This window comes from Nitratireductor alexandrii (assembly GCF_004000215.1).
GTDB lineage: Bacteria > Pseudomonadota > Alphaproteobacteria > Rhizobiales > Rhizobiaceae > Mangrovimarina > Mangrovimarina alexandrii.
Map to the genome: position 1 here is coordinate 69,090 of NZ_RBVY01000011.1, position 25,243 is coordinate 94,332.

Genomic DNA, 25,243 nt, shown 5'->3' on the forward strand with positions numbered 1-25,243 from the left:
GAGACGACCAAGCCGGTGCAGGACAGGATGAACAAAATCGTAAACGAGATGCCCGCTGGAACTGTGGTGACGCCGTCGCGACAGTTGAACCATAGCGGCATCGGCGCGCCGGTTCGGCGCCGCGAGGATCCGCGCCTGCTGACGGGAAAGGGGCGTTTCGCCGACAACATCACCATGACGCGGCAGCTGCGCGGCTACGTTCTGCGCTCGCCCGTGGCCCATGCCAAGATCAAGCGGATCGACGTCTCGCCCGCGCTGGACGTGCCCGGCTTGGTCGCCATCTTGACCGGCGAAGACTACGCGGCCGACGGTTGGGGAGACATTCCCTGCGTCAGCATCCCGCCGAACATAACGGGCGGAGGTTACCATGCCACGCCGTTCCCGCCACTGGCCACCGATCGCGTGCTTGCGGTCGGCACGGGGGTTGCCTTCATCGTCGCCGAAACCCTGGCGGCCGCGATCGACGTGGCCGAGCGCATCGAGGTCGAATACGACGAATTGCCGGTGGTGCCGACGCTCGAAGCGGCGCTGGCCGACAACGCGCCGCTCGTGTGGCCGCAGGCCAAGGGCAATCGTTGCTTCACGCACGAACTGGGCGATGCGGCGGCGGCCGATGCGGCGTTCGAGCGCGCCGAGCATGTCGTCCGCGCCAGGATCCGCAATCAGCGCGTGGCCGGCAATCCGATGGAGCCGCGCACCTGTATCGGCGCTTGGGATCCCGGCGACATGCGCTGGCAGCTCACCAGCTCCACCGCCAATCCGCACCGCATCAGGCTGATCCTGGCCGACCAGATCCTCGGCGTTCCCGCCCATCGCGTCCATGTCGTCGCCGGCGACGTCGGCGGCGGTTTCGGCACCAAGGGCGGCATCTATCCCGAGGAAATCCTGGTGCTGTGGGCGGCACAGCGCACCGGGCGTCCGGTCAAGTGGGTCAGCGACCGGTCGGAGGCCTTTCTGTCCGACTTCAACGGACGCGACCAGATCGCCGATGCCGAGTTCGCCTTCAACAAGGACGGCACGGTGCTGGGCGCCCGGATCGTCGTCAATCACAATCTCGGTTGCCAGCTCGGCCCGTCGACCGCGCATCCGCCGCTGGTCGGCACGCGGATGCTGTCGGGCGTCTACGCGATCCCGGCCATGCATGTGACGGTCAACGGCATCTTCACCAACAGCCGAACCCTGACGACCTATCGCGGTGCCGGGCGGCCCGAGGCGACCCTGGTCGTCGAGCGCATGATGGATCTGGCAGCCGAGGAATTGGGGCTGGCTCCCGACGAGATCAGACGCCGCAACTTCATCAGGCCGAACCAGATGCCCTACACGACCTGCATCGGCGAGACCTACGATTGCGGCGAGTTCGAAGCCATCATGGATGAAGCGCTTCGGCTTGCCGACTGGGAGGATTTCGCGGCGCGCCGCGCGGACAGCGAAGCCCGGGGGCGGCTGCGCGGGCGCGGACTGGCGGTATATATCGAGGTCTGCGCCACGATCAGCGAACGCATGGAGGTCCGCTTCGACAGCGCGGGCGGGGTGACCATCCTTGCCGGCACGTTCAGCTACGGCCAGGGCCACGAAACCAGCTTCGTGCAGATGGCGCATGAATGGCTCGGCGTTCCGATCGAAAAGATCCGTCTGCTGCAGGGCGATACCGACAAGATCGCGACGGGCCGCGGCAGTTTCGGCTCGCGCAGCATGACCGTGGGCGGCTCCGCGCTCAAGCAGGCTTGCGAAAGCGTGATCGACAAGGGTACCCGGCTGGCCGCGATCATGCTTGAGGTCGATCCGGCTGAGATCGTGTTCGAGAGTGGCCTTTATCTGTGGAAGGCGGGCGATCAGCGCTCCGTGACGATCGACGAGGTGGCGAAGGCCAGCTTTGCCTGGAAGGGCGTGACCACCTATGCGTCCGGAGCGCTGAAATCGATCCCGGCGGATCTGTGGTCCGGGCTCGAAGGCATCGGCCATTTCTCGGCAAATCCGCAGAACTATCCCAATGGCTGCTACATCGCCGAGGTCGAGGTCGAGCCGGAGACCGGACAGGTTCACCTTGTCGGCGTGACCGCGGTCGACGATGTCGGCAATGTGGTCAATCCCCTTCTTTTGGAAGGGCAGATCATGGGCGCCATCGCGCAGGCTGCGGGCCAGGCCCTGAAGGAGAAGGTGGTGCACGATGAGACCGGCCAGCTTCTGACGGGTGCATACACCGACTACGCCATGCCCCAGGCCGGAGATTTCCCGCGCTTCAAGCTGGGCCTGCGGTCCGTCCCCACGGCGACGAATCCGCTGGGGGTCAAGGGCGGCGCTGAAGCCGGCACCGTCGGCTTGCCGCCCGCCATCGTGTCGGCCGTCGTCGATGCCCTGCGTCCCTACGGGGTGCGCGACCTAAAGATGCCGCTGACGCCGATGTCGGTCTGGGAGGCGATGAACCCCGAAGGAGAAGAGGAATGACGCTTTATTCCGTGTATCGGATCGACCGCAGCGACGGTCGTGCCGCGGAGGTCCGGGCGGCGACGCGGCCGGCGCATCGCGAATACATGAGCCGGTTCGCCGATCGCGTTCGTTGCGGCGGCCCGCTGCTCGACGAAAACGGGGACGCCTGCGGCGGGCTGATGCTGATCGAAGCCGATTCCGAGGCCCAGGTGCGGGAAATCCTCGCAAACGACCCGTTCGAAATCGCCGGATTGTCGGAGCGCATCGAGGTGCTGGCCTTCCGCTGGCAGACCAATCGTCCTTCCGAAATGCCTCCGCTTTGACCCGCGAAACGGCGATGCCCGCGATATCAGAAGATCGGATAGTGACATGCAATTGACTGGAAGCCAGGACATCGAAGCCCCGCGCGAACGCGTATGGGACGGGCTGTTGGACCCCCGATTCTTGAAGGCTGCGATTCCCGGCTGCGAGTCCTTTACCCTCGACGACGACGGCGCCTATTCGGCGGTCGTTCTGGCTTCGCTCGGCCCGGTGCGCGCCCGTTTCCGCGGGCGGCTGTGGCAGGAGGACCTGCATCCGCCGGCACGTTGCACCCTGCGCTTCGAGGGCGAAGGCGGCATTGCCGGCTTTGCCAAGGGCAGTGCGCAGGTCGTGCTTGAAGACATCGACGGCGACACGGCGCGCACCCGTCTCAGCTATAGCGCGGATGTGGCGATGGGCGGCCGGCTGGCGCAGATCGGATCGAGGCTGATCGACGCGACGGCCAAGCGCATGGCGGGGCAGTTTTTCGACAAGTTCGAAGCGCTGCTGAAGGACCCGTCGGCCCTGGCGGAGGGATCGGGGGAGGCCGCGGCCCCTGCTGCTTCCGGTGGCCAGGAGGCGTTCGGGTCTGACCGCGAGCCAGCGGCGGCCGTGCCTGGAAAAGCGGCGCTGGTCGCGGCCGCGCCCGCCGTTTCGCCGGCCGGCCAGTTCACGTTGCAGATGCCTGGCTGGGCCTGGGCCTTCACGGTTGCCGTCCTTGCCGCGGCCGCCGCCTGGCTTGGCACGCACTGAGAGGCGACGGTCATGAACGAAGTCACGATCACCGTTAACGGGGTTCCCGAAACCCATCAGGTCGAGCCGCGCATGTTGCTCGTCCATTTCCTGCGCGAACTCTGCGGGCTGACCGGCACCAATGTCGGGTGCGACACCACGCAATGCGGATGCTGCACCGTTCACCTGGACGGGCGGGCGGTCAAATCCTGCACGCTCCTGGCCGTGCAGGCGGACGGTTCGGAGGTGGCCACGATCGAGGGGCTGGGAACCTCCGACAGGCTGCATCCCATGCAGGAATCGTTCAGGGAGCATCATGCGCTGCAGTGCGGCTACTGCACGTCCGGCATGGTGATGCAGGGGATCGACGTCGTGCGCAGCGGCATCGGCCATGACGAAAGGGCGGTCCGCGAGGCCCTGGAGGGCAATCTGTGCCGCTGCACCGGATATCAGAACATCGTCGATGCGATCATGGACGTTGCCCGCAACGCACCGGACTCATGCGGCGACGGTAGCGTGCGATGAACCTTCCCGATTTCAAATACGAACGCCCGCAAAACCTGGACGCGGCTCTCGAGCTTCTGCGCGGCAACCCGCAAGCGCGCGTGCTGGCGGGAGGCCAGACGCTGATCCCCGCCCTCAAGCAGCGGTTGGACCGGCCGAGCGTGCTGATCGACCTGCGCGCGATCGCGGAGCTGCGCGGGATCGAGGTCTCCTCCACCCATGTGAGCGTGGGCGCGATGACGCGCCATGCCGAAATCGCCGCCCATGCCGATATCGGCATGGCGATCCCCGCGCTGCGGCATCTGGCTTCGGGCATCGCCCATCCGCAGGTGCGCAACATGGGAACCATCGGCGGTTCGATCGCAAACAATGATCCGGCGGCGGACTATCCCGCCGCCGTCGTCGGCCTCGACGCGACGGTTGAGACCACGAAGCGGCGCATCCCCGCCGACGCCTTCTTCACCGGATTGTTCGAGACGGCGCTCGAGCCGGAAGAGCTCGTCTTGCGGGTGCATTTCCGGGTGCCGCGCCGCGCGGGCTATCACAAGATCGCCAACCAGGCATCGGGCTACGTCACGGTGGGGTGTTTCATCGCCGCGTTTGACGGGCAGATCAGGGTTGCCGTCAACGGCGCCGGCCCTTGCGTGTTCCGGCAGGCGGATTTCGAGGCCGCGCTGCGCGCAAACTGGTCACCGGACGCGATCAGGGACCTCAAACAGGATCCCGCGACCATGAACGAGGACATGCATGCCAGCAAGCGCTACCGCGCGCATCTGGTCGCAGTGGCCGCCGCCCGCGCGCTGAACATGGCGGCCGGCGGATTGGAAATGGAGAAAGCCTGATGAAGTTGATGTCTTACGTGACGCCGTCCCGAGCCAGTTTCGGAGTGGCGGACGGCGAGCGGGTGTTCGATCTTGGTTGCCGGCTCGGTGGCGATCTGGTCGCGTTGCTGCGCGACGGGGGGCTGGAACGTGCCGCCGCTGCCGTCAAGGGCGCGAGCGCCGACTTTCATCTGGACGATTTGTGCTTTTTGCCGGTCGTGCCCAATCCGGGCAAGATCGTCTGCGTCGGGCTGAACTACAAGGCCCACCGCGCCGAGGGCAACCACGACACCGAAAAGCCGGCCGCGCCGTCGCTGTTTCTGCGTACCGCGGAATCGCAGACCGGCCATGGGCGCGCGCTCGTGATCCCGCGCGAAAGCGATCAGTTCGACTTCGAGGCGGAGATGGCCGTGGTGATCGGCAGGGCCGGCAGGCGCATCCCCCGGGCCAGGGCGCTGGAGCACGTGGCGGGCATATCCTGCTACAATGACGGGTCGGTCCGCGACTGGCAATTGGCCGTCAACCAGTGGACCGCCGGCAAGAACTTCCCCGCGACCGGCTCGTTCGGCCCATGGATGGTGACCGCCGACGAGATCGCGCCCGATAGCAGCCTGGCCTTGAAATGCCGCCTGAACGGCCAGGTCATGCAGGACACGACCACCGATCTGATGATGTTCGACCTCGCCGAGCAGATCGAACACGTCTCGACCTTCATGACACTCAATCCCGGCGACGTGATCGTCACCGGCACGCCGGGCGGCGTCGGGCTTCGCCGGGATCCGCCAGTCTGGATGAAGCATGGCGACACGGTCGAAGTCGAACTCGAAGGCGTCGGCATCCTGCGCAATACGGTCGTCAAGGAGCCCGCAGCGTGACGCAGACCGCGCCCATTTCCGACGCCCTGCGCCGGACGCTCGAGACATGCGATCCCGCCAGCTTGGCCAATGCGCTCCTGAAACGGGGGCTGCGCAACAGCTTCATGGTCGGCCTGTCGCCGGTGGCGGAGAACCAGCCGCGACTCGTCGGGCCAGCCTTCACCTTGCGCTTCATTCCCGCGCGCGAGGATCTGGACACGATGGCGCTCTACGCCACCGAGGAGAGCCTGCACCGGCGCGCTATCGAAGAATGTCCTCCGGGTGCGGTCCTGGTCATGTCGACCGGGGGCGACCGGCGCGCATCGTGCATGGGCGACATGATGGCGCTCCGCCTCAAGACGCGCGGCGTCGCCGGGGTGGTGACCGATGGCGGCTATCGCGACAGCCCCGGTGTGGCGGAGACCGGCCTGCCGTGTTTTCAGGCGGGGCCGTCGGGACCGGCCACGCCGATCGCGTTGAGTCCGGTGGCGTTCAACGATCCGATCGGCTGCGCGGGCGTGCCGGTCTATGCCGGCGACATCGTCGTCGCCGACAAGAGCGGGGTCGTGGTGCTGCCGCGCCATCTGGCCCAGGAGGTCGCCGACGAGGTCGCCGCCGCCGGCGATTACGAAACGTTCGTCGCCGCGCATATACGGCGCGGCCGCTCGATATTCGGCCTGTTCCCGGCCACGCCCGACAGCCGGAAGGAATACGAAGCCTGGGTGGCCGCCGGCCGCCCCAACCTGGAGGAAGATGCATGAACGCGGAACAAAAGGCTGCGTTGGCGCAGTCGCTCGAAGTGTTGATCGACCGCGACGCGCTGGATGCGGACAAGTGGCTGGACTTCCCCGATTACGGTCTGCGCCAGTATTTTCTTTGGAAGAACCCGGAAACCGGCGCCTCGATCGCGATCCTGGAGTTCGACAAGGGAGGGCATATTCCCGTCAAGCACATCCATGCCTCGAACCAGTTCATGTACTGCCTTGAGGGCGACTACGAATATACCGATGTCGGGCTGCGGCTGAAACCCGGCAGCTTCTACATGAACCCGAAGGACAACCCGCACGGGCCGACGCTGGCGCACGAGAAAAGCGTCCTGATCGAGATCTATGACGGGCCGCATTATTACGAAAAGCCGGTGTTCCACACCGATGAGACCATCGGGGATTTTCTGCACAAGGGCGACTGAACGCCCGCCGCGCCCAGCAAGGGGCGATGAAGTGCCGCGGCGCCGTTTTCCTTGGCGCGAACGGCCTCGCTTCAACCACCGGGGCACCCTGATGAGACTCGTCCGATCCTTTCAAGAACTTGCCGACGGCGACCGGCGCGCCTGCGCCGCGATCGGCAATTTCGATGGCGTGCACTTCGGTCATCGCGCCATCATCGACACGGCACGCAAGCAGGCCCTGCGACACGGCGGCCCGCTGGGAGTGGTGACCTTCGAGCCGCATCCGCGGGCGTTTTTTTCGCCCCATGCTGCGCCGTTTCGGCTTACCGATTGCCGGACCAGGGCCGAGCGCCTTGAAAGGCTCGGTGTCGACTGCCTGTTTGAACTGGCGTTCGACCGCGAGATGGCCGGCCTGTCGCCGGAAGACTTCGCGCGCCTGGTTATCTGCGACGGGCTCGATCTTCGGCATGTGGTGGTCGGTGAAAATTTCCGCTTCGGCAAGGCCCGTGCCGGCACCACGGACACCTTGCTTGAACTGGGTCGCGCGCTCGGCTTTGGCGTCACGGTCTTACCGCTGCTGCGCGCTTCGACACAGCAGATCTCCTCCACCGCGATACGCAACGCGCTGCTGGCCGGCCAGCCGCGCGTCGCCGCGCGCGGCATGGGCGAGTTCCATCGCATCGCCGGAAGGCTGCGCCATGTCCAAAGCAACCGATTCAGGCTGACGGCGATGGAAGGAGGCCGCGTGCGCACCGACCTCATGGAGCCGCGGGCGGGCCTCTACTCCGTCGGAATCCAGCGTGAGGGCGGCGCGCGCCTGGCCGGCACCGCTGCAATCGGCCATCGCCTGCCGCCCTACGACAAGCCGCTGGAAATCGACCTGCGGGTCTTCGGCGGCGATGCCTCGCTTCACGTGGAGGAGGCCTGCGTGGTCCTGCTGGACTATCACGGCTGCCCGGTCTGACGGGGCGGAAACGACGGACCGGCCTGCCGCCTGGCGCAGCCCGGCCACCCAACAATCGGGGAGAGACGAGCGACACCATGACGAACAGCGACGCGACGCAAGCCATCGACGGTGCTCTCACCGGCCTCAGGGTGATCGAGATGGGCAGTTTCATCGCCGGGCCCTTCTGCGGTCAGGTCCTGGCCGACCTCGGCGCCGAGGTCATCAAGATCGAACCGCCGAGGCGTGGCGATGCCATGCGGCAATGGGGCGTGGAAACGCTCAATGGCCGCAGCCTGTGGTGGCCGGTCATCGCCCGCAACAAGAAATCGCTCACTCTCGACCTTCGCGAGAACGCGGGGCGCGAGATCGCGCGCAAGCTGATCGGCCAGGCGGACGTTCTGGTCGAAAACTTCCGTCCGGGCACGCTCGAGAAGTGGGATCTGGCTCCCGCGCGCCTGATGGGGGCCAATCCCAAACTCGTCATCGGCCGGGTGTCGGGTTTCGGCCAGACCGGGCCCTATTCGAACCGCACCGGTTTCGGGGCGATCGCCGAGGCGATGTCGGGCGTCCGCGCTCTGTGCGGCTTTCCCGATCGGCCGCCGCCGCGCATGGGCCTGTCGGTGGGCGACAGCGTGGCCGGGCTTTTCACCTGTATCGGCATCCTCTCGGCGCTTCACGGCCGCGCCCTTACCGGCAAGGGGCAGGTGGTGGATGTCGGCATTACCGATGCAATGCTTGCCATGTGCGAGAGCGTGCTGTCGGAGCATGGCGCGACCGGGGCCGTGCGCGAACGCGCGGGCACCGGCCTGCCGCGGATCGCGCCGTCGAACCTCTATCCGACCGTGGACGGCAAGTGGCTGCTGATCGCCGCCAATGGCGATGCGATTTTCGAACGGCTGACCCAGGCCATGGCACGCCCGGAACTGGCCGGGGACCCGCGCTTTGCCGATCATCGCAGCCGCGGCCAGCATCAGGCCTTGCTCGACGACATCGTCGCGGAATGGACGAAAACCCTGACTAGGGATGCGCTTTTGGCCCGCCTGAACGATTACGGCGTGCCGGCGGGACCGATCAACGACGCGGCCGACGTGTGCGCGGACCCGCATTTTCGTGAGCGCGGCGCCGTCATCGAAGTGGCGAGCGAGACCTATGGGCCGGTTGTGATGCAGGGCGTTGTGCCGCGGCTGTCGGCCAATCCGGGACGCGTGCGCTGGGTGGGGCCCGAGCTTGGCGAGCACAATGTCGAGATACTCACGCAAGCGCTCGGCCTTTCCCCGAACGAGGTCGAGGCTCTGGGCAAGCGCGGCGTGGTTTGAGCCATGGTCATCCATTCAGACGACAACCGGGCCGGTTCGCCCTTGCGCCGCGCGCAGTCCGTGTCGATCACCGAGGTCGGTCCGCGCGACGGCCTGCAGAACGAGACCCGGCTGATGCCGAGCGACGAAAAGACGGAGCTGATCGAGCGGCTGGCGGGTGCCGGCTGCACCGAAATCGAGATCACCTCGTTCACGCATCCCAAATGGATTCCGGCGCTGGCGGATGCCGAGGAGGTGGCGCGGGCTACCGGACGACTGGGCATTACGCGTTTCGGGCTGGTGCCGAACCGCCGCGGCCTCGAACGGGCACTGGCGGCAGGCGTGGAAGGCGTGACGCTGGTGATGTCGGCCAGCGAGGGGCACAATCGCGCCAATCTGAACCGTTCGGTCCAGGCGTCATTGAACGATTTGTCGGCGCTTCACGAGGAGGCCCGGGCTGCGGGGCTCGTGACCAGGGTGTCGCTGTCGGTCGTGTTCGGCTGCCCGTTCGACGGTGCCGCGGATCTCGACAAGGTCGTCCGGCTGGCCACGCGGCTTGCCAAAGCCGGCGCCGACAGGATCGGGCTGTGCGACACGGTGGGCATGGCGAACCCGTTGCAGGTCGAGGCTTTTTGCCGGCGCTTGATGGAGGAGCTGCCCGAGGTCGATTTCGAGCTGCATCTGCATGACACGCGCGGCTTGGCCCTGGCGAACGCCTATGCCGGATGGCGGGTGGGGATTCGGCGGTTCGACGGGGCGGTCGGCGGGCTGGGAGGCTGCCCGTTCGCGCCCGGCGCGAGCGGCAATGTGGCGACCGAAGCCCTGGATGCGATGTTCGCCGCCATGGGCGTCGACACGGGACTGTCTGCGCAGGCGCTAGGCCCTATCGGCGCCGATCTGGTCCGATGGCGCGATTGCGCGCCGCCGCAAGGCCTCGACGCGAGCGCCTGAAGTCCCTGTCGCCCGCGCCGTCACAGCACCCCCTTGTTGGCGGCGCGCAGGGCCGACAGCAAGCCTGGGTCCTGATAGCGGCGCAGGGAAAAGCCGTCCGCATAATCGGGAAGCGCGCTGCCGGCCATCCAGGCGGCGCAGAGTTCGCCGGCCGCGCAGGCCGCCATCGTCCCGAATCCCGACAGAGCGCAGTTCATGAACGCGCCGTCCGGCCCCATCGGGCCGATCAGCGGCCAGTTCTCGCCGGTCATGGTGTACCAGCCGCCATAATGATGCATGCTGCGCGGCAGCCGGCCATAATAGGCCTTGAGCGCCGGGGACAGGCGCGCCGCGCCACGCAGCACGATTTCGGGGAAATTGTCGTGACGCTGCTGTTCCCAGGTGGCCTGGGCCGGGGTCTCGTTATAGGCCCAGCCGAGCTTGACCCATTTGCCGCCGTCGCCGCCGTCGGGGCGGCAATGGATCGCGCCGGGCATGGGGTGTGCCAGCCAGGCAAAATCCGGATCCTCCAGCAGCATCGCCCGTTCTTCTTCGGACCAGTCGATCGTCTGGGCATCGAGATCGATCGAAAACGGGAGCGTGCGCGGCACGGCGCCCAGATGGTCCTCGAATGCGACCTTTTGCTGGAACGTGCTGTGGACGGGCAGGTCCACGCCCAGCATGGCGGCGATCTTGTCGGCGAACGGACCGGCCGCGTTCACGATCCTGTCGGCCTCGAGATGCCGGATCCCGTCCGGCGTCGCGACCTCGACGCGGAATCCGTCTCCGGTCGCGATGTCGCGCACTTCGCCGAGCAGGCGCTCGGCGCCGGCCTCGCGCAAATAGTCGAGCATGTACATGCCGAGCTGCTGGCCGCTGATGTCGCCGCCGCGGCGGATGTGAATGACGGTCTCGACCTGCGGGTCGTAGCTCGGGAAGCGGTCGCGAATGAGCGCGCGGTTTTGCAGGATGTCGACGCCGTCGGGAACGCCTTGCCAGTCGGGCTTGTCGAACGATGCGTAGGTCGGGGCGACGTCCTTGGTGTGATAGCGCACCAGGCGGCCGGCCTCGTCGCCGAGCCCGTCGTGCAACTGCGCGACGATCGCGTCGATGTCGCTGCCGCGCGTGGCCAGGGCGTAGCCGCGCCTGTTCATGTTGATCCGGTTGCCGCTGTCGCGGGCGATGTCTTCCATCAGGTCGATGCTGCGATTGGTGAAGGCCACCATTGCGGGGTGCGGCCACCAGTTGCGATAGTTCTCGCCCGACTGGGCCGATGTGAACGCCATCGGCTGATCCCGGTCCACCAGCACGACCTTCGGCTGGTTCCGGGACCGGGCGAGATAATAGGCCGTCGCAATGCCGATAATGCCGGTTCCGATCACGATCGTTGTGGGCGAGGACATGGCTGACGGCTCCTGCTGTGCAATTCGGGACGCGCGAGACGATCTTTGCGCCGGCGTTCGTATTCTCCATTGACAAAATAGTATACGATTTGCAAGAATCAAATCCGAAATGGCAAACGTAACCCACCCTCAGGCCGGAGCCAAACGCGCGACCAGCGCCTCGGATCCGATTTACGCGGACATCAAGGCGCGGATCCTTTCCGGCCGACTGCCTCCGGCGACGCCGCTGCGCCAGGACGAAATCGCGCGCAGCCATGGCGTCAGCAAAATTCCCGTGCGCGAGGCGTTGCGCCGCCTGGAAGTCGAAAACCTGGTCGTGTTTGAAAAGAACAAGGGGGCCACCGTCCGCTTCTACACCGAAACGGAGATCCTCCAGCTTCTCGACATCCGCATCGCGCTTGAATGCCGGGCGCTGGAACTGGCGGTGCCGAACATGATCGCCGCCGATTTTCGCGAGACGCAGGCGCTGCTGCGGGACTACGCGCAGAAGGTCGAGGTGAGCGAGTGGAGCCGGCTCAACGTGCAGTTCCATCAAATGCTCTACGAGCCATGCGGCAATCGGCAGTTGCTGGCGATGATCGACGATCTCCAGCAGAAGCTGGGCCAGTATTTGCGGCTGCTCGTCACCGAGGCCACCGGCCTCGAGCGGCCGATGCGCGAGCACCAGGACATACTCTCCGCCTGCATGGCGGGCGACGTGGACGCCGCCGTCGCGGCGCTGCGCGCGCATATCGAGGCGACCAAGAAAGAAGTCGCGGCCTTCTTGAGAAGAGGTGCCTGAAAAAAATGCAAACCGGATCAAGCAATCGGCAAGAGGAAGCCAGATGAATATAGTTTTTAAGATCGCACTTGCTGCCGGCGTAGCCGCGCTCACGGCCTCTGGAGCGGCCGCGCAGGAACGCCAGTTCGTCAATATCGGCACGGCTGGTATCGGCGGCGGCTATTATCCCACCGGCGGTTTCATCTGCAATGTGCTCAACAAGAGCCGTGAGGCGCAGGGCCACAATATACGCTGCACGGTCGAATCTACGGGCGGGTCGGTGGCCAATCTGCGTTCGATGGCGGCAGGCGACCTGAATGTCGCCATCGTCCAGTCGGACTGGCAATACCATGCCTTTAACGGCTCCTCCGTCTTCGACGCCAATGGCGCGAACGAGGATCTGCGCTTCTTGTTTTCTCTGCATATCGACACGTCCCATCTCGTCGGACGGGCGGATATGGAGTTGGAAAATTTCTCCGACCTGAAAGACAAGATCGTCAATATCGGCAATGCCGGCTCCGGTCAGGAGGCGAGCATGGTCGCGGCGCTGGCGCGTTACGGCACCGATCCGGATTCCTATTTCGGTCAGGCCACGCGGCTGACGTCGCGCGAACAGGCACAGGCGCTGTGCGACGGCAAGATCGACGCCTTTTTCTACACCACCGGTATAACGGCTTCGTCGATCACCGAGGCGACCAACACCTGCGACACCACGGTCATCAACTGGTACGACGACACGATCGCGGCGATGATCGGGGAACTGCCCTATTTCTCGAAATCCGTGATCCCGGCGGGCACCTATAAGGGCCAGGACAAGGAGGTGACGACCTGGGGGCTTACCGCGACCCTGATTGCGACGGCCGATACCGACGAGGAGGTCGTCTACAATCTGGTCAAGGCGGTGTTCGACAATTTCGAAGACTTCAAGGCCCAGTCGACGCTCTATGCCCATGTGAACCGTGACGGCGCGGTCGCAAATGGCCGCTCGGTCCCCTACCACCCGGGCGCCGAACGATATTTCCGCGAAGTCGGCCTGCTGAAATAACAAGGGCGGCAGATCAGGAAGAAGACGAACGGGTGCTCTCAGTGGCACCCGTTCTCGTCAGCGCGGGAGACATCGGATGAACGCGAAGACCCAGCAGGACGATCTTGACGACCTGATTGCGGAAAACGACACCGGTGCGCGCGCCCCGTCCGGCACTGCGCGCGCGATCCTGTTCGTGGTCGCGCTGTTCTGGCCGCTCTATCAGCTTTACGTGGCCTCTCCTCTGCCCTTCGTCACCGGGATCGGCCTGATCGACGACAGTCAGCAGCGCGCACTGCATCTGGCTTTCGCGCTTTTTCTGGGGTTTCTGACCTTTCCCGCCTTTCGCTATTCGTCGCGGACCAGAATTCCCGCGCATGACTGGCTTTTGGCCGCGCTCGCGGCCGGATGCTGCCTCTACATTTTGCTCTTTTACCGCGACGTGGTCCAAAATGCCGGCGGTGTGCGCACCACCGCCGAAACGACCGTATCGATACTCGGCATTCTCCTGGTGCTGGAGGTTACCCGCCGGGTGCTCGGCCTGTCGCTGGTCATCGTGGCCGCGGTGTTTTCGGTCTATGTTTTCCTGGGGCCGCTGCTTCCCGACCTGATCTCGCATCGCGGGTTTTCCCTGAACCGCTACGTGGATCATATGTGGCTGACGACCGAGGGTGTCTTCGGTCTGCCGCTCGGGGTGTCGAACAGCTTCATCTTTCTGTTCGTCCTGTTCGGCGCCCTGCTCGACAAGGGCGGCGCCGGCAATTTCTTCATCAAGCTGGCCTTCTCGATGCTCGGCCATTTGCGCGGAGGGCCGGCGAAGGCCGCCATCGTCTCGTCCGGCCTCACCGGGCTGATCTCCGGCTCGGCCATCGCCAATGTCGTAACCACCGGCACCTTCACCATTCCCCTTATGAAACGGATCGGCTTTTCGCGCGAAAAGGCCGGCGCGATCGAGGTCTCGGCTTCGATTAACGGGCAAATCATGCCGCCGGTGATGGGGGCGGCCGCGTTTTTGATGACCGAGTTCGTCGGCATCACCTATTACGAGGTCGTCGTGCACGCGTTCGTGCCCGCGATCGTCAGCTATATCGGCCTGTTCTACATCGTGCATCTCGAGGCGGTGAAGGCCAACATGCCGGTGCTGGCCAGGGTCCGCGAAAGCTCGCTGCTGCGCCAGATCTGGAGCTTCCTGTTCGGGTTCGGCCTGGTGGCGCTGGTCGCCGGGCTGGTTTACGTGACCGCCAACGGGATCGAGCTTTTCGCCGGCGACTACGCCACGCCCGTCGCCGGCCTGGTGATGGCCGCGCTTTACCTCTGGCTGCTCAAGGTCGCGTCCGGATATCCGCAGTTGGAGATCGACGATCCGAACGCGCCGCTGGTGACGATCCCCGAGCTGAAACCGACGCTGATGGCGGGGCTGCACTTCGTGCTGCCGATCGGTGTTTTAGTGTGGTGCTTGATGGTCGAACGCCTGTCGCCGGGGCTCGCCGTCTCCTGGGCGATTGTCGTGATGGTGGCGATCATGCTGACGCAAAAGCCGATCACGGCCTATTTCCGCGGCCGGAAAAGCGAGGCGTTGGGCCCGTGCCTGCGGGAAGGCGGGGCGGACCTCGTCGAGGGTCTGATCTCGGGATCGCGCAACATGGTGGGCATCGCGGTGGCGATGGGCGCGGCCGGCATCATCGTCGGGGTCGTCTCGCTGACCGGCCTCGGCCTGTTGATGACGGAAATCATCAACGCGGTTTCCGGCGGCAACGTCATGATCATGCTGCTGTTCACGGCCATAATGTGCGTGGTTCTGGGCATGGGGCTGCCGACGACGGCAAACTATATCGTGGTCGCCAGCGTCATGGCGCAGCCCCTGGTCACGCTCGCGGCCCAGAACGGGGTGGTGATCCCGCTGTTTGCGGTGCATCTGTTCGTCTTCTATTTCGGCCTGATGTCCGGCACCACGCCGCCCGTTGCCGTCGACAGTTTCGCCGGCGCGGCCGTGGCCCGCTCGGACCCGATGAAGACCAGCGTGCAGGCCTTCTACTACAGCCTTCGCACCGCCATCCTGCCATTCATCTTCGTCTTCAACCCGCAATTGCTCTTGATGAATATCGCAAGCTGGTGGGGCGCCGTGCTGGTCATCGTTTCGTCGACGATCGCCATGTGCGCGTTCGGCGCGGCCACCCAGGGTTATTTTCTCGTCAAGAGCCGGCTTTGGGAGAGCGCCGTGTTGCTGGTGGTCGCCTTGTCGCTTCTGCGGCCGGGCTTCTGGCTGGACCTGGTGCAACCGCCCTTCGAGGCGGCCGAGCCGGCCTCGATCCACGAGATCGTCGCCGACGCCGAAGACGACGCCCAGCTGCGTCTGCTGATGGAAGGGGAGAATTTCAGCGGCGACATGATCCAGCGCGTGATCGCGATTCCGCTCGGCCGGGCCGGCGAATCCGGCCAGGATCGCCTGCGTGAGGCGACTGGCATGGAGATGCGCATCGGCGATGACGGGGTTTATGTCGACAATGTCGACTTCAACAGTCCCGCGCAGCAATGGGGCGTCGATTTCGGCTGGAAGGTGCTGGAGGTGGAGCGCCCGTCCGCCCGCGTGGCGAAAGAATGGTTCTACGGCCCCGCCTATGCCGTGCTCGGGCTAATCGTGCTCCTGCAAATGGGGCGGCGGAACAAACGCAAGGCGTTGCCCGATGTTTGACAATATCCTCGTCCCGGTCGACCTCGACCATCCGCGCGTCAACGACAAGGCCATGAAATCGGCTCGGCAGATCGCTCTCGATTACGACGCCGTTCTGCATGTGTTGAACGTCGTTGCGCCGCTGGACAGTTTCGCCTCGACCTTTTTTCCGAAGGATTTTTCGAAAAGGCTGACCGAGGCGGCACGGGCGCGTTTGCACGATTATACCGGGCAGGCCGGCCTTGAAGGCCTGCAGGTGCATCACATCGTGGCCCATGGCGCGATCTACGATCAGATCCGGTCAATGGCCGAGACGGTGAACGCGGATCTGATCGTGATGGCCTCGCACCGTCCCGAGCTCGGCGACTATCTGCTCGGACCCAATGCGGCCAGGGTTGTGCGACACGCGACATGTTCGGTCATGGTCGTGCGCGAGTAGCCGGCCTGGCGCCGCGAAGGGAAGAATTCGAAACTGTCGAGACAAATGTGATGAAAACGAACGTTGCAATCATCGGCGGCGGAGCGATCGGCGCGGCCGCGGCCTATTTTTTGAAGACGCTCTCGCCCGCGCTCGACGTCACGGTGATCGAGCGCGACCCGGGTTATGGACAGGCATCGACGCCGCGTGCTTCGGGAGGTGTGCGGCGGCTGTTTTCCTTGCCTGAAAACATCGCGCTTTCGAACTACTCGATCCCGTTTTACGAAAACTTTCCCGAGACGATGGCGACCGAGAACGGCCCGGCCGAGATCGGCTTCAAGAAGCAGGGATATATCTTCATCGTGCCGCCGGCCGAAATCGACGTGCTCAAGGCCAATTACGATACCGAGCTCGGCCTCGGCTGCAATGTGGTCTGGCTGGAGCCCGGCGAGATCAAGGCGCGCTTTCCATCGATGTATGTGGGGGATCTGGGCGCGGCGGTGCTGTCGCCCGACGACGGCTGGCTCGATCCGTATGCGGTGCTCATGGGCTTGCGCAAGAAGGCGCAGGCGCTGGGCGCGGTTTTTCTGGCCGAGACCGTGACGGGAATGGAGCGCGGGGCGGCGACGGTGACGGCGGCGCTGACCGACAAGGGCTCGCGCATCAAGGCCGACCATTTCGTCAACGCCGCGGGCGCGTGGGCCAAGGATATCTGCGCCATGCTGGATTTTGCGGTGCCGATCGAACCTCTGCGCCGGTTCGAGCACTATTTCGAATGCGAGGACGAGATCGAGGCGCTGCCTTATCTCAAAGACCCTGAACGGCTTGCCTTCCGGCCGGAGGGCAGGGGCTACTCCGGTGGCGTGCCGACGCTCGAGGAACCGCGCGGCTATAATTTCGAGGCCGACCACGGCTATTTCGAGCATGTCGTCTGGCCGGCTCTGGCGCACCGCTTTCCGAAATTCGAGCGGACGAAATGCAAGGCCACCCTGCCGGGGCTTTATGACCAGAACGATTTCGACGGCAACGCCATCATCGGCCCCGGCGCCGATGGTCTGGGCAATTTTCACATGGCGGCCGGCTTTTCCGGCCACGGGCTGATGCACGCGCCGGGCTGCGGGCGGGCGATCGCCGAACTGATTGTCAAAGGCGGCTACGAGACGATCGACCTGACGCGGTTCGGATGGCAGCGCGTCGCGGACGGAAAACCGTTGCCGGAGCGCGGCATCATCTAGACCGCCTGCAATACGGTGGGCCCGAAGCTGGCCGCGCCGGGCCGAAGGGCAAACGGCCTCACTCCGCTTGTCCTTGACGACGCGCGACGCCCCGCTCCGGCGCGGTTCAGCACATCTGCCTTATCAACCGCGATAAGAGCAGATCGCATTGGCCAAGATCGGAAAGCGGCAAGAATTCGTCCGGCTTGTGGGCCTGCTCGATCGAGCCCGGGCCGCACAGGACCGTATCGATTCCTTGGCCCTGAAACAGGCCCGCTTCCGTCGCATAGCCCACGCATCTGACCTCGCGGTCTCCAGTCAGCGCGCGCACCAGCCGTTCGGCGCTCGAGTTCGTATCGACGGCCAGGGGCGGGATGTCGAAATCGGTCGTCGTGCGTATCGACGAGCGCGGGCCGACGGCCCGCATCTCGGGCAGGATGACGTCCTCGACCCAGTGCGTGAACGTATCGACGATTTTTTGCGACTTGGTTCCCGGCAGGGTTCGGATATCCCAGCAGAATGCGCAATGGCGGGCGATGATCGATGGCGCCAGCCCGCCCTGAACCATGCCGACATGGATGGTCGTGTAAGGCGGCACGAACGCCTGCTGCAGCAGGCCCGGCCGCTTTTGCGCCTCGGCCATCTCGGCCAGGCGCGCGATCAGCCGGCCGGCAGTCATGACGGCGGAGACGCCGATGTCGGTGCGGATAGGGGATGGCATATTGGTGCTCATACAGGTCGCAGGCCCGGTCAACGGCGTAGTCGAAACCGGCCCAGTCCCCGAAACGGCGCGGGTCCCAGGCCGCCATGTCCCACTCGGTTTCGCCTTCGCTGATCCACTCCGCGATCGCCTTGCCCGCCGCCGCGGAATGGGTGATGCCGACAGGAAAGCCGCACGCGTGAAAGACGTTCGGCAAGCCGTAGGCGGGACCGCATAGCGGGGCGCCGTCGGGACTGTAGGGAATCGGCCCGTTGACGAAGCGCCTGACGCCAGCCTGCCGCAGCAACGGGATGTGCTCCAGCGCGGCTTCGAGCACCTCCATCATGTCGTCGACACTGTCTGGAAAAAGCTGATTGGCAAAACAGTCGGGCATGCCGTCCAGCCACGCGGCACGGCCGGCGTGCCCGTAGGAGCCCATCAACAGCCCGTTGCGCTCGCGGCGCAGGTAGAACATGGAGTCGGGATCGCGCACCAGCGGAAAATTCGCCGGGTCGGCTTCCAGTTCCGCCAGCGCCTCGGTGACGAGATATTGGTGCTCGAGCGTGACGATCGGCAGCGATTGGCCGACCATCTGCCCGACCCGTCGCCCATAATAGCCGGCGGCATTGACCACCACCTGGCAAACCACATCGCCCCTGTCGCTTGCAACCAGCCAGTCGCCCGAGGGGCGCCGGGTGATCGCGCGCACGGTGGTGAAGCGGGCGATGGCGGCGCCCAGATCGCGCGCGCCCTTGGCCAGGGCCTGGGTCAACTGACTGGGATCGGCATCCCCTTCGTAAGGATCGTAAAGACCGCCGATGACGCGCGTGCCGGCCGTGTAATAGGGATGCATCGCCTCCATCTCGCACGGTGTCAGCATGCGCAGATCATAGCCAAGCGTATCGGCAATACCGACGAGGTGGCGGTAGAAGTCGACCCTTTCCTGGGTTTGGGCGGTCCAGAAGGCTCCGGTATGGCGATAGGTGATCGGGGCGTCGACGGCCTGTGCCAGATCCTTGTAGAGCCGCCAGGCATAGTTTCCCGCACGCATGCCGCCCTGGCTGTTGGCATAGGTCGGGATGTTGCCGGCGGCGTGCCAGGTCGAGCCGCTGGTCAGTTCGTTCTTCTCGATCAGCAGCGTGTCGCTGACGCCGGCCTTGGCCAGGTGATAGAGGATCGACATGCCGACCGCACCACCACCTATGACGACGACATGGGCATGGGTTTTCATTGATCAAATCAGCGTATTTTCGAAGAAAACGAGGCGGATACCGAAGGTCGCGGGGACAGTAGGAACAGTTTCGGCCGCGTCCAAACACATAAAGAACGGGATTTGGTGAAAGAAATTCAATCGGCCGGCCTTGCCGGACAAGACGCGCCGCCCGTCGACGCGAACGCCTCGCCCCCGGCCTTCCCCCGCTGGATTTTCCGAACCGGTCGGGAGGGATCGTTGCCGCATTCGCCTTTCTCGGGTCTCGCCCGGGCCGTGACGCCCCTTCGAAACGATCCGACCCGGTCTTGGAAAACGGTCGAGACACGAACGGTTTGATCGAGCGCAAGGCGCGGGGATCGCCGGTCGGAATAAGCTCCAAAACATGCAGTCTGCGGATTGCCTCTTTCATGCGGCACGGAACAGGTCAGGGTTGGTTGGGACAAGGTTGGCTGGAACAGGGACACACGATCCGATCCACCTGGGGATCAGGCGGGGGCTGGACATCCGCTTGCCTGGCAAGCCGCGCCAGCTCGTGCGCGAGGCGGCCGGCGCGGTCGCCTCGGTCGCGGTCTCCGGCCACGACCTTCCCGGGGTAAGACCTGATTTCGCGGTCGGGCCCGGCGACAGGGTCCGCGCCGGTCAGACGGTCTTCGTCGATCGAAAGCGGCCCGAGATCGCCTTTGCCGCACCGGCCGCCGGCATCGTCACGGCGATCAATTACGGCCGGCGGCGCGCGCTCGATTCGCTGGTGATCCGGCGCGACGGCGACGAGGCGGAAAGCCACGACGTGCCGTCGAACCCCGCCGAGGCGGGGGATATGCGCGGCCTTCTTCTGCGCAGCGGGCTGTGGCCCTCCTTCCTGGCGCGTCCCTTCGGCCACATTCCCGACCCCGACGCGCGCGCCGACGCGATCTTCGTGACCGCATTGGACAGCAATCCGCTGGCGGCGGATCCGCGCGTGGCGATTGGGCTGCACGCGGACGCCTTCCAGCGCGGTCTCGCCGTGCTGCCGCTGCTGACCCGCGGACCCGTTTACGTGTGCCGCGCGCCGGGTCCGTCGCTATGCGGCGATGGGGACGGACGCATCCGCGACGTCGCGGTGTCGGGCCGGCATCCGGCGGGGCTGGCGGGCACCCATATCCATCACCTCGCTCCGGTGGCGCATGGCGGGACGGTCTGGCAGATCGGCTACCAGCATGTGATCGCCATCGGCCATCTGTTGGCGACCGGACGGTTGCCGGGCGAGCGTGTCGTGGCGATCGCCGGCGCGGGCGTGCGCGATCCCTCGCTGGTGCGGCTGCCTGTGGGCGCTTCGCTGGACGAGGCGCTCGACGGCGAACTGATCGAGGGCGCGGTGCGGGTCATTTCCGGCCCGGCGCTGTCCGGTCGCGAGGCGGCCTATCTCGGCTGCTATCACAACCAGGTCACCGTGCTTGCGCACGAGGCGGAGGGGCGGGGCAGGCACGGGCTGCTTGCCCGGCTGGGCGGGCTGTTCGCGGGCGCCCCGGACAGGGCGATCATACCGCGCGAGGCCTTCGAGCGCGCTATGCCGCTCGACATATTGCCGGTGCCGCTGCTGCGCGCGCTCTCGATCGGCGATGTCGAGACGGCCCGCGATCTGGGGTGTCTCGACTTGGTGGAGGAGGATCTCGCGCTGCTTTCGCATCTGTGCACCACCGGCACGGATTACGGCGCCTTGCTGCGCGAGGTGCTTGACCAGATCGAGGCGGAAGGCTGATGGACGCGCGGATCGACTTCCCTCAGACCGCGCTGGCTGCCGGGCGGGGCGGACATCTTCCACGCCGCTGGACCGGCGACCGGGCAACGAGCGTCTTTTCGCTGGCGCTGGCCTTTCCGCTTGCCGCGGCGGCCTATGAGACGGCGGGCGCGATCCTGCCGCTGATCGCCGGTGCGCTTGCCGTCGCGCTCGGCTGGACCCTGTTGTTTACGCGGCTGCGCGGCCGGCAGATGAACTGGCACGCCGTGCCGACCGCGATCGTCTTCTGCCTGATGGTGCCGTCCGGGCTTCCCGCCTGGCAGGCGCTGCTGGCGCTGAGTTTCGGCGTGGTGATCGGCGAGCAGATATTCGGCGGGCGCGGCTATTCCTTTTTGCACCCGGCCGTCGCCGCCCTTGCCTTCGTGTTCTTCTCGTTCCCGGCATCAGGCGCCGAACAGGGCGATACGTTGCTCGTCGCCGCCGCCGTGCTGCCGGGGGCGCTTCTTCTTCTGGCGTCGGGGCTGATTTCCTGGCGCATCCTGGTGTCCGTGGCGATCGGCTTTTCAAGCTGGGCGATGTTGAAGGGGCTCGGCATGCCGGGCGCGTTGTTGACGTCGAGCCTCGCACTCGGCGCGGTCTATCTCGTGTGCGAGCCGGCAAGCGCGGCGGCCACCAACCCCGGACGCTGGGCCCACGGGCTGCTGGTGGGCGTGCTGATCGTCATCCTCGGCGAAGCCGGGCAGGGCGTCGGCTCCACCGCCGCCATCGTGTTTTCAGCCCTTCTCGGCAGCGTGTTCGCGCCGCTGATCGACCGCATCGCCGTCCGCATCAACATCACTCGCAGGAAGCGCAGGCCATGGCAGACCTGAACCCTCTCAGCTGGTGGCGGCGATTCCTCGCGCTGCCCAACGACAGCAGCGCCAAGACCTTCCTGGTGGCCTTTCTGGTCGCGTCCGTTTCGGCCGTCGCCGTGGCTGTCACCGCCGTCAGCCTCAAGCCGCGGCAGATGGAGAATGTCGAGCGCGCCCGCCAGCAGCGCATGGCCGAGATGCTGGCTTCCGTGCCGGGGATGGCCGATATTCTCGGCGAGGTCGACGCCGACACGCTGGAGACGCGTATTGTCGACCTGACGGCCGGTATCTATGAGGACGATGTCGATCCGGCCTCCTTCGTCGCGGCGGCGGCAGCGACCGACCCCGCGCGCTCGGTCGCGCTGTCGAAGGAGCAGGACATTGCCGGCATCGGCCGGCGGCCCGACCTTGCGCCGGTCCACATCGTGCGCCGGGACGAGGAGACGCTGCTCGTCGTGCTGCCGGCCTACGGCACCGGCTACCAGTCGACCATCCGCGCCTATCTGGCGCTTGAAGGCGATCTCAACACGATCGCGGCCATCTCGATCTACGAGCAGGGCGAGACGCCCGGGCTGGGCAGCCGCATCACCGACACCGAATGGCAGGCCCAGTGGGCCGGCAAGAAGGTCGCCGACGAGGCCGGCGAGATGCGCATAGGCGTCGTGCGCGACGCGTCCGGCAACGCCTACGAGGTCGACGGCATCACCGGCGCGACGCGCTCCTCGCTCGGCGTTTCCAATCTCGTCCGATTCTGGCTCGGCGCGGACGGGTTCGGCCCGTTCCTCGACAATCTGCGCGAGGGGAGGCTGCCGCGATGAGGCGCGCCGGCTTGCGTACAGTTCTGTTTCCGATCCTCGACGGCAACCCGATCACCGTGCAGATTCTCGGCATCTGCTCGGCGCTCGCCGTCACCACGTCGCTGGCGACCTCGCTGACCATGAGCGCGGCCCTGACCTTCACGGCCGTCGCCGCGAGCTTCCTGATCAGCCTGATGCGCAACCATATAGCGTCCTCGATCCGGCTGATCGTGCAGGTGACCGTCATCGCCTCGCTGGTCATCGTCGTCGATCAGCTTCTCAGGGCCTATGCCTACGGCATGAGCCAGCGCCTCTCGATCTTCGTGGGGCTGATCATCACCAATTGCCTCGTGCTCGGCCGCGCCGAAGGTTTTGCGATGCGCAATCCGCCGCTCGCCGCCGCGCTCGACGGTCTCGGCAACGGTCTCGGCTACAGCCTGATCCTGGTCGTGGTCGGCACAATCCGCGAGCTTTTCGGAACCGGCATGCTGCTCGGCTTTTCCGTTCTGCCCACCGTGGAGGCTGGCGGCTGGTTCCAGCCGCTCGGCCTGATGCTGCTGGCACCGAGCGCGTTTTTCATCATCGGTTTCCTGATCTGGGCGCTGCGTACCTGGAAACCCGAGCAGGCCGAGGAGCCGGAGTTTCGACTGCGCACCGGCGATCAGCGGAGGCGGGCATGATCGAGCTTTTCCAGCGCGCCCTGCTTGAGGACAATCTCGCGCTCGCCTTCTTCCTGGGCATGTGCACGTTCCTGGCCGTGTCGAACCGGTTCGAAACGGCGCTGGGCGTTGGCGTGGCGCTGGCGGTCGTGCAGACGATCACCGTGCCGGCAAACTATCTGGTACAGACATTCCTGCTCTCGGAAGGCGCCTGGACTTGGGCCGGCCTGCCCGAGGTCGACCTGTCCTTTCTGCGTTTCATGGTCTTCATCGGCGTGATCGCGGCGGTGGTCCAGATTCTCGAAATGGTGCTTTATCGCTACGCGCCGGCGCTTTACGGCGCGCTCGGCATCTTCCTGCCGCTGCTGACGGTCCAGTGCGCCATCCTTGGCGGCAGCCTGTTCATGGTGGAACGGCGTTACGATTTCGCCGAAAGCGTCGTCTACGGGCTGGGCAGCGGATTGGGCTGGGCGCTGGCGATCGTCGCCTTCGCCGCGATCCGCGAGCGGCTGCGCTATGCCGACATTCCCGCCGGGCTGCAGGGTCTCGGCTCGGCCTTCATCGTCGCCGGGCTGATGTCGATGGGCTTTTCGGCCTTTGCCGGGGTGCGGCTGCCATGAACGAAATCGTCCTCGGCGCGGTCCTGTTCGTTGCGGTCGTGCTGATCCTGTCTTCGATCGTGGTCGCCGCGCGGGCGCTGCTGTTGCCGAGTGTCGGCGTCGCGGTGCGCGTGAACGGGGAAAAGACCCTGCACGGCCGGGCGGGTATGAAACTGCTGGAAATCCTGACGGATGGCGGCGTGCCGGTGCCCGCCGCCTGTGGCGGCAAGGGCACGTGCGGCCAGTGCCGGGTCACGGTCGAGCAGGGCGCGGGCGCGCCCGCGCCCACGGAGGCGGCCAAGCTCACCCGTCGCGAGATGCGCGAAGGGGTGCGCCTGGCCTGCCAGGTGAGCGTGCGCAACGACCTCGACGTCGGCGTCGCCGACGAGATCATGGGCGTGGAAAGCTGGGTTTGCCGGGTGTTGTCGACGCGGATGCTGTCGCCGCTGATCCGCGAAATCGTGCTCGAGCTGCCATCCGGGAAAAGGCTCGATTTTCGCGCCGGCGCCTTCGTGCAGGTGACCGCCCCGGCCCATGATCTGCGCTTCGCCGAGCTGGACGTCGCGCCCGCCTATCGTGAGACATGGGAACGGCTCGGGCTGCGCGCGCTCGTCTCGCACAGCGCCGGCTCCACCTCGCGCGCCTATTCGATTGCGAACCGGCCGCAGGATACCGGCCGCATCGTCCTGTTGATCCGGCTCGCCCTGCCGCCGCCCACGGTCGATGGTGCCGCGCCGGGGATCGTGTCGTCGTGGCTGTTTGACCGCAAGCCCGCAGACGAAATCGCCGTGGCCGGGCCCTATGGCGATTTCGCCGCGCGCCAGACCGATCGCGAGATGGTGTTCGTCGGCGGCGGTGTCGGCATGGCGCCTTTGAGGGCGATGATTTTCGATCAGCTCCAGCGCCTCGGCACAAAGCGACGAATGAGTTTTTGGTACGGTGCGCGCAGCCGCGCGGACCTCTTCTATCAGGACGAGTTCGACGCCCTACAGGCCGACCATGCCAATTTTTCCTGGACGCCGGCGCTTTCGGAACCGGCCGCCGGCGACGCGTGGAAGGGCGCCACCGGCTTCATCCACGACGTCGTGCTGAGCGACCATCTGGCCGACCATCCGGCTCCCGAGGATTGCGAATATTATCTCTGCGGCCCGCCGCTGATGATCAAGGCGGTGCTGGCCATGCTGGACGAGATCGGTGTCGATCCCGACAGCATCTTCTTCGACGATTTCGGAGTCTGACC

At 65.7% G+C, this 25,243-nt stretch carries 24 protein-coding genes and 1 pseudogene; 22 read left to right on the forward strand and 3 right to left on the reverse strand.

Annotated elements, in window-relative coordinates:
* Nucleotides 1-27: 27 nt before the first annotated feature.
* From EP380_RS20840 to EP380_RS20890, 11 genes are all read left to right on the forward strand, one after another.
* The gene (locus EP380_RS20840) at nt 28-2,445 is read left to right on the forward strand and encodes a xanthine dehydrogenase family protein molybdopterin-binding subunit (protein ID WP_127600495.1); all 2,418 of its coding nucleotides are present in this window, start codon (nt 28-30) and stop codon (nt 2,443-2,445) included.
* On the forward strand, nt 2,442-2,750 hold the full coding sequence (locus EP380_RS20845; protein ID WP_127600496.1) for a YciI family protein: 309 nt from the start codon (nt 2,442-2,444) through the stop codon (nt 2,748-2,750). Before EP380_RS20840 ends, EP380_RS20845 begins: the two co-directional genes overlap by 4 nt.
* A gap of 46 nt (nt 2,751-2,796) precedes the next feature.
* Nucleotides 2,797-3,480: an SRPBCC family protein gene (locus tag EP380_RS20850; protein ID WP_127600498.1), complete on the forward strand. Its 684-nt coding sequence runs from the start codon at nt 2,797-2,799 to the stop codon at nt 3,478-3,480.
* Between the two features lie 12 nt (nt 3,481-3,492).
* Nucleotides 3,493-3,984 (forward strand): (2Fe-2S)-binding protein, encoded by a 492-nt coding sequence (locus EP380_RS20855; RefSeq protein WP_106573105.1) that lies wholly within the window; start codon nt 3,493-3,495, stop codon nt 3,982-3,984.
* Nucleotides 3,981-4,805, forward strand: coding sequence for an FAD binding domain-containing protein (locus tag EP380_RS20860; RefSeq protein WP_106573104.1), 825 nt, complete (start codon nt 3,981-3,983; stop codon nt 4,803-4,805). The genes EP380_RS20855 and EP380_RS20860 overlap by 4 nt, the downstream gene beginning before the upstream one ends.
* The gene (locus EP380_RS20865; protein WP_127600500.1) at nt 4,805-5,659 is read left to right on the forward strand and encodes a fumarylacetoacetate hydrolase family protein; all 855 of its coding nucleotides are present in this window, start codon (nt 4,805-4,807) and stop codon (nt 5,657-5,659) included. The genes EP380_RS20860 and EP380_RS20865 overlap by 1 nt, the downstream gene beginning before the upstream one ends.
* Nucleotides 5,656-6,399 (forward strand): ribonuclease activity regulator RraA, encoded by a 744-nt coding sequence (locus EP380_RS20870; RefSeq protein ID WP_199190530.1) that lies wholly within the window; start codon nt 5,656-5,658, stop codon nt 6,397-6,399. The genes EP380_RS20865 and EP380_RS20870 overlap by 4 nt, the downstream gene beginning before the upstream one ends.
* The gene (locus tag EP380_RS20875; RefSeq protein WP_127600502.1) at nt 6,396-6,827 is read left to right on the forward strand and encodes a cupin domain-containing protein; all 432 of its coding nucleotides are present in this window, start codon (nt 6,396-6,398) and stop codon (nt 6,825-6,827) included. The genes EP380_RS20870 and EP380_RS20875 overlap by 4 nt, the downstream gene beginning before the upstream one ends.
* A gap of 31 nt (nt 6,828-6,858) precedes the next feature.
* Complete coding sequence (locus EP380_RS20880; RefSeq protein WP_164749936.1) at nt 6,859-7,770, forward strand: FAD synthetase family protein; 912 nt, start codon at nt 6,859-6,861, stop codon at nt 7,768-7,770.
* Between the two features lie 77 nt (nt 7,771-7,847).
* On the forward strand, nt 7,848-9,068 hold the full coding sequence (locus EP380_RS20885; RefSeq protein ID WP_127600505.1) for a CaiB/BaiF CoA transferase family protein: 1,221 nt from the start codon (nt 7,848-7,850) through the stop codon (nt 9,066-9,068).
* Between the two features lie 3 nt (nt 9,069-9,071).
* Complete coding sequence (locus EP380_RS20890; protein ID WP_127600507.1) at nt 9,072-9,998, forward strand: hydroxymethylglutaryl-CoA lyase; 927 nt, start codon at nt 9,072-9,074, stop codon at nt 9,996-9,998.
* A gap of 20 nt (nt 9,999-10,018) precedes the next feature.
* Here the strand turns inward: EP380_RS20890 and EP380_RS20895 are convergent, their stop codons facing one another.
* Entirely contained in the window at nt 10,019-11,380 is a 1,362-nt protein-coding gene (locus EP380_RS20895) for an NAD(P)/FAD-dependent oxidoreductase (RefSeq protein WP_127600509.1), read from the reverse strand.
* A gap of 109 nt (nt 11,381-11,489) precedes the next feature.
* Here EP380_RS20895 and EP380_RS20900 point away from each other — a divergent pair, with 109 nt between their 5' ends.
* From EP380_RS20900 to EP380_RS20920, 5 genes are all read left to right on the forward strand, one after another.
* Complete coding sequence (locus EP380_RS20900) at nt 11,490-12,161, forward strand: GntR family transcriptional regulator (protein WP_127600511.1); 672 nt, start codon at nt 11,490-11,492, stop codon at nt 12,159-12,161.
* A gap of 43 nt (nt 12,162-12,204) precedes the next feature.
* Complete coding sequence (locus EP380_RS20905; RefSeq protein WP_127600513.1) at nt 12,205-13,185, forward strand: TAXI family TRAP transporter solute-binding subunit; 981 nt, start codon at nt 12,205-12,207, stop codon at nt 13,183-13,185.
* 76 nt (nt 13,186-13,261) lie between these two features.
* Complete coding sequence (locus EP380_RS20910; protein WP_127600515.1) at nt 13,262-15,856, forward strand: TRAP transporter permease; 2,595 nt, start codon at nt 13,262-13,264, stop codon at nt 15,854-15,856.
* On the forward strand, nt 15,849-16,274 hold the full coding sequence (locus EP380_RS20915; protein ID WP_106573094.1) for a universal stress protein: 426 nt from the start codon (nt 15,849-15,851) through the stop codon (nt 16,272-16,274). The genes EP380_RS20910 and EP380_RS20915 overlap by 8 nt, the downstream gene beginning before the upstream one ends.
* Nucleotides 16,275-16,324: 50 nt before the next feature.
* Complete coding sequence (locus EP380_RS20920; RefSeq protein WP_127600517.1) at nt 16,325-17,488, forward strand: NAD(P)/FAD-dependent oxidoreductase; 1,164 nt, start codon at nt 16,325-16,327, stop codon at nt 17,486-17,488.
* Nucleotides 17,489-17,594: 106 nt separating this feature from the next.
* Here the strand turns inward: EP380_RS20920 and EP380_RS24055 are convergent, their stop codons facing one another.
* A complete protein-coding gene (locus EP380_RS24055; protein ID WP_420845890.1) occupies nt 17,595-18,200 on the reverse strand; it encodes a M20/M25/M40 family metallo-hydrolase in 606 nt (201 codons plus the stop codon).
* A pseudogene (locus EP380_RS24060) lies at nt 18,160-19,398 on the reverse strand (FAD-dependent oxidoreductase); the annotation flags it as partial. The gene EP380_RS24055 and the pseudogene EP380_RS24060, both read right to left, overlap by 41 nt.
* Nucleotides 19,399-19,762: 364 nt before the next feature.
* Here EP380_RS24060 and EP380_RS20930 point away from each other — a divergent pair.
* The 6 genes from EP380_RS20930 to nqrF are packed head-to-tail and all read left to right on the forward strand — an operon-like array spanning nt 19,763 to nt 25,241.
* Nucleotides 19,763-21,118, forward strand: coding sequence for an NADH:ubiquinone reductase (Na(+)-transporting) subunit A (locus EP380_RS20930; RefSeq protein ID WP_127600521.1), 1,356 nt, complete (start codon nt 19,763-19,765; stop codon nt 21,116-21,118).
* Nucleotides 21,118-21,966: an RnfABCDGE type electron transport complex subunit D gene (locus EP380_RS20935; protein ID WP_106573078.1), complete on the forward strand. Its 849-nt coding sequence runs from the start codon at nt 21,118-21,120 to the stop codon at nt 21,964-21,966. The genes EP380_RS20930 and EP380_RS20935 overlap by 1 nt, the downstream gene beginning before the upstream one ends.
* Nucleotides 21,954-22,766 carry an NADH:ubiquinone reductase (Na(+)-transporting) subunit C gene (gene nqrC, locus EP380_RS20940; RefSeq protein ID WP_127600523.1) on the forward strand — a complete coding sequence of 271 codons (813 nt, stop codon included), beginning with the start codon at nt 21,954-21,956 and terminating at the stop codon, nt 22,764-22,766. Before EP380_RS20935 ends, nqrC begins: the two co-directional genes overlap by 13 nt.
* An 11-nt stretch (nt 22,767-22,777) precedes the next feature.
* Nucleotides 22,778-23,425, forward strand: a complete 648-nt coding sequence (locus tag EP380_RS20945; protein ID WP_420845886.1) for an NADH:ubiquinone reductase (Na(+)-transporting) subunit D — start codon at nt 22,778-22,780, stop codon at nt 23,423-23,425.
* Nucleotides 23,422-24,024 carry an NADH:ubiquinone reductase (Na(+)-transporting) subunit E gene (nqrE, locus tag EP380_RS20950; RefSeq protein ID WP_106573075.1) on the forward strand — a complete coding sequence of 201 codons (603 nt, stop codon included), beginning with the start codon at nt 23,422-23,424 and terminating at the stop codon, nt 24,022-24,024. The genes EP380_RS20945 and nqrE overlap by 4 nt, the downstream gene beginning before the upstream one ends.
* Nucleotides 24,021-25,241 carry an NADH:ubiquinone reductase (Na(+)-transporting) subunit F gene (nqrF, locus tag EP380_RS20955; protein ID WP_127600525.1) on the forward strand — a complete coding sequence of 407 codons (1,221 nt, stop codon included), beginning with the start codon at nt 24,021-24,023 and terminating at the stop codon, nt 25,239-25,241. The genes nqrE and nqrF overlap by 4 nt, the downstream gene beginning before the upstream one ends.
* Nucleotides 25,242-25,243 lie beyond the last annotated feature (2 nt).

Coding starts and splice junctions, on each gene's coding strand:
- EP380_RS20875 (WP_127600502.1), top strand. CDS start 6,396: ATGAACGCGGAACAAAAGGCTGCGTTGGCGCAGTCGCTCGAAGTGTTG.
- EP380_RS20910 (WP_127600515.1), top strand. CDS start 13,262: ATGAACGCGAAGACCCAGCAGGACGATCTTGACGACCTGATTGCGGAA.
- nqrC (WP_127600523.1), top strand. CDS start 21,954: ATGGCAGACCTGAACCCTCTCAGCTGGTGGCGGCGATTCCTCGCGCTG.
- EP380_RS20855 (WP_106573105.1), top strand. CDS start 3,493: ATGAACGAAGTCACGATCACCGTTAACGGGGTTCCCGAAACCCATCAG.
- EP380_RS20845 (WP_127600496.1), top strand. CDS start 2,442: ATGACGCTTTATTCCGTGTATCGGATCGACCGCAGCGACGGTCGTGCC.
- EP380_RS20905 (WP_127600513.1), top strand. CDS start 12,205: ATGAATATAGTTTTTAAGATCGCACTTGCTGCCGGCGTAGCCGCGCTC.
- EP380_RS20885 (WP_127600505.1), top strand. CDS start 7,848: ATGACGAACAGCGACGCGACGCAAGCCATCGACGGTGCTCTCACCGGC.
- EP380_RS24055 (WP_420845890.1), bottom strand. CDS start 18,200: ATGAGCACCAATATGCCATCCCCTATCCGCACCGACATCGGCGTCTCC.
- EP380_RS20890 (WP_127600507.1), top strand. CDS start 9,072: ATGGTCATCCATTCAGACGACAACCGGGCCGGTTCGCCCTTGCGCCGC.
- EP380_RS20850 (WP_127600498.1), top strand. CDS start 2,797: ATGCAATTGACTGGAAGCCAGGACATCGAAGCCCCGCGCGAACGCGTA.
- EP380_RS20895 (WP_127600509.1), bottom strand. CDS start 11,380: ATGTCCTCGCCCACAACGATCGTGATCGGAACCGGCATTATCGGCATT.
- EP380_RS20930 (WP_127600521.1), top strand. CDS start 19,763: ATGCAGTCTGCGGATTGCCTCTTTCATGCGGCACGGAACAGGTCAGGG.
- EP380_RS20900 (WP_127600511.1), top strand. CDS start 11,490: ATGGCAAACGTAACCCACCCTCAGGCCGGAGCCAAACGCGCGACCAGC.
- EP380_RS20920 (WP_127600517.1), top strand. CDS start 16,325: ATGAAAACGAACGTTGCAATCATCGGCGGCGGAGCGATCGGCGCGGCC.
- EP380_RS20915 (WP_106573094.1), top strand. CDS start 15,849: ATGTTTGACAATATCCTCGTCCCGGTCGACCTCGACCATCCGCGCGTC.
- nqrF (WP_127600525.1), top strand. CDS start 24,021: ATGAACGAAATCGTCCTCGGCGCGGTCCTGTTCGTTGCGGTCGTGCTG.
- EP380_RS20935 (WP_106573078.1), top strand. CDS start 21,118: ATGGACGCGCGGATCGACTTCCCTCAGACCGCGCTGGCTGCCGGGCGG.
- nqrE (WP_106573075.1), top strand. CDS start 23,422: ATGATCGAGCTTTTCCAGCGCGCCCTGCTTGAGGACAATCTCGCGCTC.
- EP380_RS20860 (WP_106573104.1), top strand. CDS start 3,981: ATGAACCTTCCCGATTTCAAATACGAACGCCCGCAAAACCTGGACGCG.
- EP380_RS20865 (WP_127600500.1), top strand. CDS start 4,805: ATGAAGTTGATGTCTTACGTGACGCCGTCCCGAGCCAGTTTCGGAGTG.
- EP380_RS20840 (WP_127600495.1), top strand. CDS start 28: ATGAACAAAATCGTAAACGAGATGCCCGCTGGAACTGTGGTGACGCCG.